The organism is Streptomyces shaanxiensis, from assembly GCF_039537145.1.
GTDB classification, from domain to species: domain Bacteria; phylum Actinomycetota; class Actinomycetes; order Streptomycetales; family Streptomycetaceae; genus Streptomyces; species Streptomyces shaanxiensis.
In genome coordinates this window covers 1,342,526-1,355,333 of record NZ_BAAAZY010000010.1, presented here as the reverse complement: position 1 = coordinate 1,355,333, position 12,808 = coordinate 1,342,526, and the positions used below count along the sequence as shown (strand labels likewise).

General features: G+C 72.5%; 11 protein-coding genes. 5 read left to right on the top strand and 6 right to left on the bottom strand.

Annotation, left to right across the window (positions count from 1 at the left end):
- Positions 1-44 precede the first annotated feature (44 nt).
- Positions 45-419, bottom strand: coding sequence for a hypothetical protein (locus ABD932_RS19525; RefSeq protein ID WP_345014365.1), 375 nt, complete (start codon positions 417-419; stop codon positions 45-47).
- Positions 420-531: 112 nt separating this feature from the next.
- Here ABD932_RS19525 and ppk2 point away from each other — a divergent pair, with 112 nt between their 5' ends.
- The gene (gene ppk2 / locus ABD932_RS19520; RefSeq protein ID WP_345014363.1) at positions 532-1,335 is read left to right on the top strand and encodes a polyphosphate kinase 2; all 804 of its coding nucleotides are present in this window, start codon (positions 532-534) and stop codon (positions 1,333-1,335) included.
- Between the two features lie 51 nt (positions 1,336-1,386).
- On the opposite strand, the gene ABD932_RS19515 is transcribed toward ppk2, so the two are convergent.
- From ABD932_RS19515 to ABD932_RS19500, 4 genes are all read right to left on the bottom strand, one after another.
- On the bottom strand, positions 1,387-2,268 hold the full coding sequence (locus ABD932_RS19515; RefSeq protein ID WP_345014361.1) for a universal stress protein: 882 nt from the start codon (positions 2,266-2,268) through the stop codon (positions 1,387-1,389).
- Between the two features lie 159 nt (positions 2,269-2,427).
- Positions 2,428-4,839 carry a glycoside hydrolase family 65 protein gene (locus ABD932_RS19510; RefSeq protein WP_345014359.1) on the bottom strand — a complete coding sequence of 804 codons (2,412 nt, stop codon included), beginning with the start codon at positions 4,837-4,839 and terminating at the stop codon, positions 2,428-2,430.
- A complete protein-coding gene (locus ABD932_RS19505) occupies positions 4,836-5,609 on the bottom strand; it encodes an HAD family hydrolase (protein ID WP_345014357.1) in 774 nt (257 codons plus the stop codon). Before ABD932_RS19505 ends, ABD932_RS19510 begins: the two co-directional genes overlap by 4 nt.
- Before the next feature lie 457 nt (positions 5,610-6,066).
- Entirely contained in the window at positions 6,067-6,948 is an 882-nt protein-coding gene (locus ABD932_RS19500; RefSeq protein ID WP_345014355.1) for a LysR family transcriptional regulator, read from the bottom strand.
- Positions 6,949-7,016: 68 nt separating this feature from the next.
- Here ABD932_RS19500 and ABD932_RS19495 point away from each other — a divergent pair, with 68 nt between their 5' ends.
- A complete protein-coding gene (locus ABD932_RS19495) occupies positions 7,017-7,934 on the top strand; it encodes an EamA family transporter (RefSeq protein WP_345014353.1) in 918 nt (305 codons plus the stop codon).
- A gap of 75 nt (positions 7,935-8,009) precedes the next feature.
- Here ABD932_RS19495 and ABD932_RS19490 read toward each other — a convergent pair whose 3' ends face one another.
- Complete coding sequence (locus ABD932_RS19490; protein WP_345014351.1) at positions 8,010-8,357, bottom strand: DUF418 domain-containing protein; 348 nt, start codon at positions 8,355-8,357, stop codon at positions 8,010-8,012.
- Between the two features lie 536 nt (positions 8,358-8,893).
- On the opposite strand from ABD932_RS19490, the gene ABD932_RS19485 reads away from it, so the two are divergent.
- From ABD932_RS19485 to ABD932_RS19475, 3 genes are all read left to right on the top strand, one after another.
- A complete protein-coding gene (locus tag ABD932_RS19485; protein ID WP_345014349.1) occupies positions 8,894-9,565 on the top strand; it encodes a response regulator in 672 nt (223 codons plus the stop codon).
- A complete protein-coding gene (locus ABD932_RS19480; RefSeq protein WP_345014347.1) occupies positions 9,562-10,686 on the top strand; it encodes a sensor histidine kinase in 1,125 nt (374 codons plus the stop codon). Before ABD932_RS19485 ends, ABD932_RS19480 begins: the two co-directional genes overlap by 4 nt.
- 137 nt (positions 10,687-10,823) lie before the next feature.
- Positions 10,824-12,776, top strand: coding sequence for a protein-arginine deiminase domain-containing protein (locus ABD932_RS19475; protein ID WP_345014345.1), 1,953 nt, complete (start codon positions 10,824-10,826; stop codon positions 12,774-12,776).
- Positions 12,777-12,808: the final 32 nt, after the last annotated feature.

Here is a 12,808-nt window from a genome sequence, read left to right as displayed (position 1 = left end):
CGGAGTACAGGGCAGCGGCTGAGGCACAGGGGTGCGGCGGCCCGTCAGGGGCTGCCGTCGTCGCCGGCGAACCTCCGCGCGAGGTCGCGATGATGCTCCGCCACCTGGCCCGCCCGGTCCGTGGTGACGACGGCGCCCGGCATGGCGCCGAGCCGTTCGATCTCCTCGGCGAAGCGCAGGTGCTGGGCGTGGGCGTGCTCGCGGCAGGCCAGGCAGGTCACGTTCTCGGGCCGCGGTGAGGTCATGGCGTACGGCACCCGCAGCCCACAGCCGGTGGCGACCCTTTCCGGCAGGTCGCCGACCACGCCGAACGTGGCGGCCAGGAGATCACGCGCGCGTGCGTCGGAACCGGGCAGCTTCCTCTCGACGTGGATGTGCGGACTGGTCGTGTCGTCTTTCGGTCCTGTGGGCGAGTCCATCGGTTTCCTGCCTCACCGGTTCGGTGCGCCGGGGTGGGTTCCCACGCAGAGTACGTTCGCACGGTCCGGCCGCCGGAGTGCGCTGCTCGCCGTCGGTCAGTACGGTGCTTTCATGGCCGGCGACAAGACGGAGAAGGTGTCTCGGAAGACGTACGAGAGGGAACTGCTGCGCCTGCAGTCGGAGTTGGTGAAACTCCAGGAGTGGGTGCGGGCGGAAGGCGCCCGGCTGGTGGTGGTGTTCGAGGGGCGGGACGCGGCGGGCAAGGGCGGGACCATCAAGCGGGTCACGGAGCACCTCAACCCGCGGGTGGCGCGGATCGCGGCGCTTCCCAAGCCGACCGAGCGCGAGCGCACACAGTGGTACTTCCAGCGGTACGTCGGGCATCTGCCGGCCGCCGGGGAGATCGTGCTGTTCGACCGCAGCTGGTACAACCGGGCCGGCGTCGAGCACGTCATGGGCTTCTGCACCAAGGAGGAGTACCAGCTCTTCCTGCGCCACTGCCCCATCTTCGAGCGAATGCTGGTGGAAGCCGGGATCCTGTTGCGCAAGTACTGGTTCTCGGTGAGCGACGAAGAGCAGCAGGAACGCTTCCGCCGCCGCCTCGAGGACCCGCTGCGGCGCTGGAAGCTGTCCTCGATGGACCTGGAGTCGATCACCCGTTGGGAGGAGTACTCCCGGGCCAAGGACGAGATGATGGTGCACACCGACATCACCGAGGCGCCCTGGTACGTCGTCGAGAGCGACGACAAGCGCCGGGCCCGGCTGAACATGATCGCCCACCTGCTGGACTCCGTGCCGTACGAGGACGTGCTCCCACCGGTCCTGGGCCTGCCCGAACGGCCGGAGTCGACCGGCTACCGGCGACCGCCGCGCGATCTGCAGAACTACGTCCCGGACCACGCGGCGAACCTCTGAGCCCGGCCTACGGGCGGCTCGCCGCCAGGGCGTACGCGTGGCTCGCCGCTCTCACTCCTGCCCGGACCGGACGACGGCGACCGGGCAGTGCGCGTGGTGCAGCAGGGCCTGGCTCACCGAGCCCAGGAGCAGCCCGGCGAACCCGCCCCGGCCGCGCGCCCCGGCCACGACGAGCCCGGCGTCGGCGCTGGCCTCGATGAGGGTGTGGCGGATCCGGCCGCGCACCAGCCTGCGGTCCACGGCGACATCGGGGTACCGCTCGCGCAGCCCGCCCAGCGCCTGGGCCAGCACCCGCTCCTCCTCGTCACGCAGCCGGTCCTCGTCGTACGTCACGAAGGGCGGGTCGGCCGGCTGGTCGTAGGCCCGCTCGGACCGCGTGCTCCAGGCGTGCAGCGCCACCAGGTTCGTGCCGTGCGCGGCCGCCTCGGCGAAGGCGAACTCGACGGCGCCCCGGGCCGCGGGCGAGTCGTCGACCGCGAGCAGCACCGGCCCGGTCGGATCCGGCCTGCCGCGCACCACGATCACCGGGCAGGCGGCGTGAGCGGCCAGATGACCCGCGGTGGAGCCGAGCAGCAGCGCGCCGAACCGGCTCAGGCCCCGGCTCCCGACCACGGCCAGGGACGCCGTGCGCGACTCGATCTCCAGCACCATGACCGGTTCGCCGACGACGATCTCGCGCATGATCGCGACGTCCGGCGCCGTCTCGTGGGCGCGCCGCTCGGCCTTGGCGAGCGTGCCGTCGATCAGCTCGCGCACCCCGCCGCCGCTCGGTTCCCACAACCGCCCGCCGGGCGGAATGTGCGCGGCCGGCCAGCCGAAGGCGTGCACCAGCCGGAGCCCCACGCCCCGCAGCCCGGCTTCACGCGCCGCGACCTCCACCGCCGCCAGACTCGAAGGCGAACCGTCCACCCCCACGACAACCGGGCCGTTCATCGCGCTCCCCTTTCCGTGCGGGATCCGCGGGCCGTACGACACCTGCGCGCCGGGCCCGGAACGCTCCGCGCCTGTACCGGGCCGGGCCGTCGGCCGCTGTCTCCCGGCCTCTCCCAGCCTCCCCCAGTCGCCCGCCTCCCGCACCGGCCCACGACAGGGTCAGTCGGAAAGGACCAGTCGCCCGGTCTCCCCCGGCTGCAGGGTCACCTCGCGGCCCGGCAGCCGTACCTCGATCGGTGAGACGTCGTGGGAGGGGACCGCGATCTCCAGCAGTCCGCGTTCCAGCCGCAGCCGTACGCCCCAGTTGCCCTGATAGCGCAGAGAGAACCCGTAGGAGGACAGCTCGGGCAGCGGTACGGGGTCGAGCCGTAGGGCGCCGCCCCGGGTCTCCAGGCCGGTCAGCCCGCGCTGGACGAGGTCGAGGGTGCCGGCCATCGCGCCCAGGTGGATGCCCTCGCCGGTGGTGCCGCCCTGGACGTCGGCGATGTCGCCCTGGAGGGCCTCCTGGCAGAACTTCCACGCCTCGCTGCGCCGGCACCGGGCCAGCACCCAGCCGTGGACCAGTCCGCTGAGGGTGGAGCCGTGGCTGGTGCGGTGCATGTAGTAGTCGACGGTGCGCCGCCACATGTCCTCGTCCAGCCGGACCCCCAACCGGCGGAAGAGTCCCTCCAGTTCGGCCGGTGCGAAGAGGTAGCCGAGCATCAGCACGTCGGCCTGTTTGGAGGCCTGGTAGCGGTTGACGGTGTCGCCCTCCGCCTCCAGGATCCGGTCCAGCCGCCGGATGTCGCCGTACTGCCGGCGGTAGCCGTTCCAGTCGAGCTCGGCGAGGTCGCCGTAGCCCGCGAACTGGCTGATCACGTCGTCGTGGAGGGGGACGTGGAGGGTGCGCGAGACGTCCTCCCACCGTTCGAGTTCGCCCCCGTCCAGGCCGGTGCGCTCGAGGAGTTCACGGCGGCGGGGCTCGGGGAGGATGCCGAGCAGCTCGATGGTGCGGGTGAGCACCCAGGCGGCGGTGACGTTGGTGTACGCGTTGTCGTCGAGGCCGGGTGTGTCGGCGTCCGGGTAGGACTCGTGGTACTCGTCGGGGCCGACGACGCCCTTGATGCGGTGCCGTCCGAGGCTGTCGTCGTGGACGGCCTTGTCCGCCCAGAAGCGGGCGATGTACAACAGCATCTCGGCGCCCTTGGTGTGCAGGAACTCCGTGTCGCCGCTCGCCTCGCAGTACTGCCACACGTTGTACGCGATCGCCGAGCCGACGTGGTGCTGGAGCCGGGAGTGGTCGGGCAGCCAGCGTCCCGAGCGCGGGTTGAGATGGAGCTGCTGGGTCTCCTCACGCCCGTCGCTGCCGCTCTGCCACGGATACATGGCGCCCCGGCGGCCCACTGCCCCGGCGCTGGTGCGGGCCTGCTCGAGGCGTCGGTGGCGGTAGCGCAGCAGGGCGCGGGAGACCTCCGGGAAGTGCAGGTTGAGAAAGGGCAGGACGAACAACTCGTCCCAGAAGACATGGCCGCGGTAGGCCTCGCCGTGCAGTCCCCTCGCGGGTACGCCGACGTCGAGGTCGGCGGTGTGCGGGGAGAGGGTCTGCAGGACATGGAAGAGGTGCAGCCGCAGGATGCGGCCCGACTCGCCGGGGACGTCGAGTTCGGCGCGCCGCCAGAGCTGACCCCAGGCGGTGCGATGCGTCTCGGCCAGCGCGTCGAATCCGGGGGCCCGGCCCACCCGGTCGACGGCGGCGTGCAGCGGGTCGCTGATGGCAGGGTCGCGTGAAGTGTGCAGGGCCACTGTCTTGTCGAGCGTGACGGTGTGGCCGGACACCATGTGGACCGTCAACCGCTGGATGGCGTACGGCCGTTCATGACGGATCGTGAGGGGTGTCTCGGCCGCGTCCTGAGCGGTCAGCCGGGCCGCGATGCCGATCCGGGTGTCCGAGGTGCGGGTACGGCAGCGCAGCCAGACCGTGTCCGGGGCGGCGGTGCCGGTGTGGACGTGGGTGAGGTGGCGGCCGTCGAGGTCCCGGTAGCGCGGCACGCCGGAGTTGGTGACCGAGCCGTCCAGGGCCGCCTCCACCTCGAGCGGTCCGGAGAACCCGTCGGCCGTGAACTCGGTGCGCAGGGCGGCCAGATGGGGGTCGCCCATGTGCACCAACCGAAGCTGACGGACCGTCAAAGTCCGGTCGCCGCCGAGGTCGTACCGCGTCCGGCGCTCCAGCAGCCCCACGGACATGTGCAGCACCTGCCGGTGGTCGAGCACGGGCATGGTGTCGGGGGCGATCCAGTGGCCGTCGGGGAAACGGAAGCGCAGGGGCAGCCAGTTGGGGACGTTGACCATGTCCTCGTTCTCCACCCGGCGGCCGGCGACCTTGGAGGTGAGGCGGTTGTAGATGCCGGCCACATAGGTCCCCGGGTAGTGGATGTCGTCGGCGGCGCACTCGGGCAGCACGCCCCGTGTGGCGAAGTAGCCGTTGCCGAGCGTGCACAGCGACTCCCGGAGGCGTTCGTCGGCGGGCTCGTAGCCCTCGTACTCCCAGCTCCAACCCGTCGCTTCGGCCTCCGGGCTCCAGTCGTCCGTCACTTCGGCGCTCCTCCCGCGCAGAGTTCTCCGAGGTCGTGTACGACGATGTCGGCGCCGTGCCGCAACAGCCGCGCCCCGGTGTCCGCGCCGGCGGCCCGGTCCACGCCGACCACCAGGGCGAAGCCGCCGCGCCGGCCCGCTTCCACGCCGGCCAGGGCGTCCTCGACGACGGCGGCCCGGTCGGCGGGGACGCCGAGCCGGCGGACCGCTTCCAGGAACAGATCGGGCTCCGGTTTGCCCGGGAGGTCCAGCCGGGCGGCCTCGCCGCCGTCCACCAGGGCGTCGAACAGGTCGAGCACCCCTGCCCGGTCCAGCAGCTCACCGGCGTGCCGGGAGGCCGAGGCCGCGGCACGGGGCACTCCAGCGGCGCGCAGTGCCTTCACCAGCCGTACGGTCCCCGGATAGGCGTCGACGCCGTGCTCGTGCAACCGCCGCGTGAAAAGGCGCTCCTTGTCCGCGGCGACGGCCCGTACCGTCTCGGCCGACGTCTCGATGCCGCGCGCGGCCAGGAAGGCCTCTGCTCCGTCGAGGCGGGACTTTCCGTCGACGTGGCGCAGGTAGTCGTCCCGCTCGTCGAAGGGGCGGCGCAGGTCGGGGTCCTCGGGCGGGTGGGCCTGCAGGAAGGCGTCGAAAGCCTCCTTCCAGGCGGCGGCGTGCACCCGGGCCGAGTCGGTGATCACGCCGTCGGTGTCGAAGACGACGGCGCGTACGTCGCGCAGGACGGGGGCGAGCGCGGCGCGGGACGTGTCGGGGCTGCGGGGCCGGGGCATCGGTCACCTCCGCCGCGGCAGGACGGTGACCGGGCCTGGTGCGGGGCGGCACCGCGGGCGTACGGCATCCAGGGGATGCCCGCGCGCGCCGACGTCACGGAACGCGAATCGCACGGCCTCCTCACCTCCGCTCGACGGCTCTCCCACGCCCTGCGGGATCCGCTCATGGGTACCCGCCGAGCCCGCCTTGTCACCTCCGGGCGTCGTCTCCGGCCGCAACGGGGCCGAGCGGCCCTGGCGCATCCGCCCGGCGCGTGGTGTGCTGGAGGTGACGGGAAGGACCCGTAACGACGCGGAGAAGCGGCTGACGGCCGTGCACCGCGCAATCAGGATCCGCGAGAAGTGGATGGGGCCCTTCCCGCCCCGTGCTGTGGCCCGCCTTGTTTCCCGGGCTCGTCGCCACACCTCTCATGACACGCCACCGCAGGCCTGCGCGCATCCCCGGGACACGACGGCGTCAGTCCCCCCGGTACAGCGCGGTGAGTAGTTCGATCGCCGCCTGTGCGGCGGGATGCGGGTCGTCGCGCCACCAGGCCAGCCGGACGGCGATGGGTTCGGCGTCCCTTACCGGTCGGTAGACGACGCCGGGGCGCGGGTACTGGTTGGCGGTGGCCTCGGCGGTCACGCCGACGCAGCGGCCGGTGGCGATCACCGTGAGCCAGTCGTCGACGTCGTGCGTCTCCTCGGTCGCCGGGCGCGCGTCGGGCGGCCACAGGTCGGTGGTCGTGGTCCCGGTGCGGCGGTCGACCAGGAGGGTACGGCCGCTGAGATCGGCCAGCCGCACCGCGCGGCGCCGGGCCAGCGGGTCGTCGGCGGCCACGGCGCACAGCCGCCGCTCCAGCCCGACGATGGCGGAGTCGAACCGCCGGTCGTCCAGCGGCCGGCGTACGACTGACAGGTCGCAGGCGCCCTCCGCGAGCCCCGCGGTGGCCGAGTTGACGCGCACGAGCTGCAGATCGGTCCCGGGGTGCGCGGCGGCCCAGCGGCGCTGGAAGGCCGGGGTGTGCCGGCCGAGCGCCGCCCAGGCATAGCCCATCCGCAGCCGGGCGTGCCCGGAGGTGGCCTCCCGGACCAGGTCGTCCACCTCCCCGAGCACGCGCCGGGCGTGCGCCAGGACCCGCAGCCCGGTGCCGGTCGGGGTCACCTCGCGGGAGGTGCGCCGCAACAGCCGTACGCCCAGGGCGCGTTCGAGGGAGGCCAGTGAGCGGGAGACGGCCGCCTGGGAGACGCCGAGGGCGATGGCGGCGTCGGTGAAGGTGCCCTCGTCGATGATCGCGACGAGACAGCGCAGCTGCCTCAGCTCCACACCCGCGACCGACGCGTTGACCGAAGCATCCATGACCGAAGCGTATAGCTGGGCTCGACAACGCATTTTGCGCAAGCACGGAGCGGTCCCACGATGGGCGCATGCGCACCCGCCCCGCGTCAGCGCCTGCTCCCGCGTCCGCCCCCGCACCTGCCTCCGCGGCCTCGCCCGTGGACGCCGAGCCGGTCCGCGGACGTCTCGCCGGTGTGGCCACCATGATCGGCAGCGGTCTGTCCACCCAGACCGGTGCCGCGATCGGTTCCCTCGCCTTTCCCGTCCTCGGCCCCGTGGGCGTCGTCGCCGTACGCCAGTACGTCGCCGCCCTGGTTCTGCTGGCCGTCGGCAGGCCGAGGCTGCGTACGTTCACGTGGGGTCAGTGGTGGCCGGTCGCCCTGCTGGCGCTGGTGTTCGGCACCATGAACCTCTCCCTGTACTCCGCGATCGACCGCGTCGGGCTGGGCCTGGCGGTGACGCTGGAGTTCCTCGGCCCGCTCGCCATCGCGCTGGCTACCTCCCGCCGCCGTGTCGACGTCTGCTGTGCGGTGATCGCCGCGGCCGGCGTCGTCACCCTGATGCGCCCGCAGCCCTCGACCGACTACCTCGGGATGGCCCTGGGCCTGCTGGCCGCCGCCTGCTGGGCGTCGTACATCCTGCTCAACCGCACCGTCGGCCGACGTGTCCCCGGAGCGCAGGGCGCGGCGGCCGCGTCCTGCCTCTCCGCCCTGATGTTCCTGCCGATCGGCGTCGTCGTCGCCCTCCGGCATCCGCCCACGGCCGGCGCCGTCGCCTGCGCGGTGGCCGCCGGTGTGCTCGCCTCCGCCGTGCCGTACCTCGCGGACCTGTTCACCCTGCGGCACGTCCCGGCCCGGGCCTTCGGACTGTTCATGAGCGTCAACCCCGTCCTCGCGGCCCTGGTCGGCCTGATCGGTCTGGGCCAGGAGCTGGGGGCGCCGGAGTGGGCGGGCATCGGCGCGATCGTGGCCGCCAACGCGCTCAGCATTCTGACTTCGCGGAGATGACGCGAGGGCACGTCGGCCGACTCGATCGTCGCCCCGTTCCAGGGCCGGCCCCCGAGGCGCTTCCCGCCGGGCCGCTCACCGGACCAGCTCCGCGACCTTGGTGACCTTGCCGAGCAGCCACTCCAGGGGTCCCCGGCGGAAGAACCGGGACCACACCACGGCGAACACGGTGACCGTGACGATGAAACCGAGCAGCACGCGCGGTGAGGATCCGGGCAGTTCCTCGATGCCGAGGAGCCGAATGGCGACCACGTGGAAGACGTAGGCGGTCAGGGACATCGTGCCGACCGCGATCACCGGGCGGACCATGCGGTGGAAGCGCGGCAAGGAGTCGACGGCCGCGATACAGGCAATCAGGACCGCCAGGGCCACACCGGTGTTGGCCACGACCGACAGGGTCGTCTCACTGTGCGGCGAGGCCACCAGGAGGGCGTACGGGGTGTCACCGCCGGGGTAGCCCCAGGTGTCGGACCACCACGCCGACGCCGCCGATCCGCCCTCGCCCCAGCCGCCGTCGCGGCCAGCACAGCCCCGTACACGCCTCCGAACAGCACGTTCGGCTGGGCCACCGCGCGGCGCAGGCCACGGCCACCATGGCGGAGGGCGGGGAGAACAGGCATGGACGGTTCCTCGGGATGGTGGGAGGGGTGTGCGGGGGCTGAGAGGTGCCTCTGCGGGAGGGAGACGGGGCTGACCTCTCCTCCACGACAACCGACCGGTCACGGCCGCCGCCATCCGTCACGCCACCGGAACCACCCCACCAGCCGGACCCCATGAACCCCCCGGTCGGCTGGTCCCGTCCCCCCGAGTGGCGGGAGTGCCCGGCCGGGCCGTCTCCCGCCGCGCGTGGCGCTCTACGGTCGGGTCTACCGTCGGAGCGACAGCGCCGACGATCGGCATCGGCCGAGCGCGCGGCCCAACACCTACGCGCAGCACAACGACGACGAGGCGGGACACGCGTGATCCGGGTAGTGGTGGTGGACGACGAGGCCCTTGTGCGGTCCGGCTTCAAGCTGATCCTCGGCGCGGCGGACGACATCGAGGTCGTCGCCACCACGCAGGGCGCCGAGGCGGTCGACACGGTGCGTCGGGAGCGGCCGGACGTCGTGCTGCTCGACATCCGGATGCCGGACGTCGACGGGCTGACCGTGCTGCGGCAGCTGCGCGCGCTGCCGGTACCGCCGGTGGTGGCGATGCTGACGACGTTCGACGCCGACGAGTACATCCTGACCGCGCTGCGCACGGGGGCGGCAGGGTTCCTGCTCAAGGACACGGAGCCCGAACAACTCGCTCACCTGGTAAGGACGTTGGCCGCGGGCGGGGTGGTCCTGTCGCCCAAGGCGTCCCGTGCCATCTGGCAGAACCACCCCGGTGCCGCCGCGGCGGACGACGTCGAGGCCGGTCGTGTGCGCCTGCTGACCGAACGCGAGCGCGAGGTGCTCGTACTGATCGCGGAGGGACTGTCCAACGCCGACATCGGCGCCCGTATCCACCTCAGCGCGGGCACGGTCAAGGACCATGTGAGCGCCATTCTCACCAAGCTGCGGGTCAGCAGCCGGGTCCAGGCGGCGCTGCTCGCCCAGCGGGCCGGGCTGCTCGACCAGGCGCCCCGCTCGGGGTCGGAGCGATGACCGGGCTTCGGCCGTGGTGGGCGCGTGTCCCGGATCCGGTCATCGACGCCGTGATCGTGGCCGTCGCGTCCGCCGACGTCTGGTTCAGTCTGGGGGAAGAGGGCGGCGTCGAGCGGGCGATGGCCGCGCTCGCCTGTCTGGCGCTGGCCGTCCGCCGGCGCTTCCCGCTCGCCGTTTTCCTGCTCACGCTCCCGGCCAGCCTGATGCTGGACATTGTGTTCGCGCCGTTCGCGGCGCTGTTCACCCTGGCCGAGCGGTGCCGCGACCGACGGCTCCTCATCACCTGCGCCGTGCTGTTCGCCGTCGCCTCCGCGGCCCCCTGGCCGCTCGACGCACTCTCCTCGCACGACCGGACCTGGACCCTGGTCTACTTCTTCTACACGCTGGCCACCGCCGCGACGCCCGTCCTGCTGGGCCAACTCCTCCAGGCACGACGGGACTTGGCGCGCCAACTCGTCGAGATCGAGGAGGCCCGCGAACACGAGCGGCTGCTGCACGCCCAGGCGGTTCTGGCCCGTGAGCGCGCCCAACTCGCCCGCGAGATGCACGACGTCGTCTCCCACCAGGTCAGCCTGATCGCCGTACAGGCCGGAGCCCTCCAGGTCGCCGCCAAGGACCCGGACGTCAAGGAGGGCGTCCGCACCATCCGCTCCCTCAGCGTCGGCACCCTCGACGAACTGCGCCAGATGGTCACGCTGCTGCGCGCCTCCGGGGGCCACGCCACCGAGCTGACCCCGCAGCCCACACTCGCCGACCTCCACGAGCTCGTCGCGACGAGCGGCATCACCACCAACCTCACCGGTGAACTCCCGCCGGACATCGGCACCCCTGCGCAGCGGGCCCTGTACCGCACCGTCCAGGAGGCCCTCACCAACGTCCGCAAGCACGCCCCGGGTGCCGCCGCGACCGTACGGCTGTGGCAGGCCGACGACGGTGCCGCGCTCGGCGTGACGGTGACGAACACGCCGCCCACTCGCCCTTCGCTGCCTCTCCCCGGCTCGCACCAGGGCCTGGTCGGCCTCAGGGAGCGGGCCGAACTCCTCGGCGGCACCTTCGAGTCCGGCCCGACCGCCGACGGCGGCTACCAGGTACGGCTCCGGCTCCCGGCCCGCGCCGACTGACGTCTGCGCATCACCTCTCCCAGCCCTGGCGGGAGTTGCCGTCAGCCTCAGGTATGAACTGTGTTCCCACAGTGAACGCACAGTGTGCGTTCACCCTCTTGCACGGCGAAACACCCCCCACCTGAAAGGGATACGCCGTGCGCACACGTACGCGTATACGTACGACCCCTGCGGGACATGTGCTCCTCGCCCTCACCGCGGCGGGCTCCGTGCTCGCCACCCCGCTCTCCCCCGCCTCCGCGGCGCCGTCGGCCGCGACCGCCGACCTCCGCGCGGACGTCGACCGCGACGGGCGGGTCGACGTCACCGGGGACACCGACTCGGCCGGCGAGGACAGATGGTCCGTCGGCCGGGGAGCGGTCCACCTCCCCAACCTCGACGACGACACCAAGCGCTGCCCGGTCAAGGGCCCGGATGGCCGGCCGCTGTCCGACGCCAAGCTGGCCGCCTGCAACGACGCCTCCGACAAGAAGGTCAATGGCAGTGCCGACGCCGCCGATCTCGCCCGGGTCCGCTCGGTGCCGATGCCGGGCCTGGCGTCCGGGGCGAAGGGCAGCGTGCAGGTGACGGCCGGGGCCAAGTACACCCGGGTCTTCCTCAAGCGCTCCGGTGACTGGGTCCTGGTCACGGCCGACACCCGGCTGTCGGCGGCGGAGTTGCGCTCCGGCGTGGAGTTCGGCGTCGAGGCCACCGACATCATCCGGGACACCGCGAAGTGGGACGGCCGGGCGGTGATCCGGTTGAGCGTGACGTCCGCGGGCCGGACCACGTCCGACGCGGTCACCCTGCGCGTCGCCCCGCTCCTGACCCACCACCACCTGCAGAACACGCAGCAGGTCATGGTCACCAAGGTGCCCGGCAACAGCTCCGCCGACCAGCCCTACCGGCAGTTCGTGAAGAACCTGGAGACGGAGGTGCGGCGCGCCGGGATCACCAAGCCGCTCGTGACCTTCGACAAGTACGGCGACATCTGGGCGCAGGACTTCGTCGAGCCGGCCTACGTCAGCATGGCCGGTCCTGGCGGGAAACGGCACGCGATGCGCGTACTGCTGCGCTCGGCGCAGCCCGACCGCGAGGCGGGCCGGGAGCTGTTCGAGAAGGTGCGCGGCCGCGACGTCGGCGTGGTGCAGGTCTCCGGCGTGCGCGACTCGGAGGAGTGGACGCTCAACTCCATGGGGAACCTGGAGACCATTCCGCCCTACACGCACGGCGGACGCTCCTTCCCGGCCGGCCGCATCATCATGGGCCACCGCAAGGACACCGGTTCCAAGCCGGCGCAGGCGATGCGCACCCTGCTGAAGTCCCAGGGCCTGCAGGACCCGCTCCTGCTGGACACCTCGTGGCTGGGTGTCGGCCACGTCGACGAGTTCGTGCAGTTCCTGCCCGCCGACACCCCGCGCGGCTGGCGGATCGGGGTCGCCGACCCGCAGGCCGGGCTGAAGCTGCTGCGCGACGCACAGCGTGACGGCCACGGCAGGACGAAGATGTTCTCCGTTCCCCGCCTGGGCGACCAGCCGGCGCCGAAGGAGACCATCGACCAGGCCCTCGCCGCCCGGCACTTCGTGGCCGACAACACCATGGCCGCTGAGCGCATCGAAGCCAACCTCGACATCCTCAAGCGCGAGACGGGCGTCACCGACGAGGAGATCGTGCGTGTGCCGGCCCTGTACACCCGGGAGGCCGAGATGTCGGCGGCCGACGGACAGGAGGTGTCCGTGCCGCGTCTGACGCGGATGGGCGGCGACCCGGCGCTCGTGGACGCGCTCGGCAGGTACGGCCAGCAGCAGTGGCTCGCCCAGGACCACCGCGCCTCCGCCGCCCCGGCCGCCGTCCCGACGAGCGCCTACGTCCCCGGCGCCGTCAACGGTGTCCTGCTCGCCCGGGACCGCTTTCTCGCCCCGCGCCAGTGGGGGCCGGTCATCGGCGGCAAGGACATCTTCACTCAGGCCGTCACCGCCGCGTACACGCGAGTCGGTTTGAAGGTGTCGTACATCGACGACTGGTACACCTACCACCTGGGCATGGGCGAGGTGCACTGCGGCACCAACACCCTGCGTGACACCGCCGCGGCCTGGTGGAAGTCGAGCTGACGGCCGTGTGGTCCGCGTCTGCTCGTGCGGGC

Coding starts and splice junctions, on each gene's coding strand:
- ABD932_RS19525 (WP_345014365.1), bottom strand. CDS start 419: ATGGACTCGCCCACAGGACCGAAAGACGACACGACCAGTCCGCACATC.
- ppk2 (WP_345014363.1), top strand. CDS start 532: ATGGCCGGCGACAAGACGGAGAAGGTGTCTCGGAAGACGTACGAGAGG.
- ABD932_RS19515 (WP_345014361.1), bottom strand. CDS start 2,268: ATGAACGGCCCGGTTGTCGTGGGGGTGGACGGTTCGCCTTCGAGTCTG.
- ABD932_RS19505 (WP_345014357.1), bottom strand. CDS start 5,609: ATGCCCCGGCCCCGCAGCCCCGACACGTCCCGCGCCGCGCTCGCCCCC.
- ABD932_RS19500 (WP_345014355.1), bottom strand. CDS start 6,948: ATGGATGCTTCGGTCAACGCGTCGGTCGCGGGTGTGGAGCTGAGGCAG.
- ABD932_RS19495 (WP_345014353.1), top strand. CDS start 7,017: ATGCGCACCCGCCCCGCGTCAGCGCCTGCTCCCGCGTCCGCCCCCGCA.
- ABD932_RS19480 (WP_345014347.1), top strand. CDS start 9,562: ATGACCGGGCTTCGGCCGTGGTGGGCGCGTGTCCCGGATCCGGTCATC.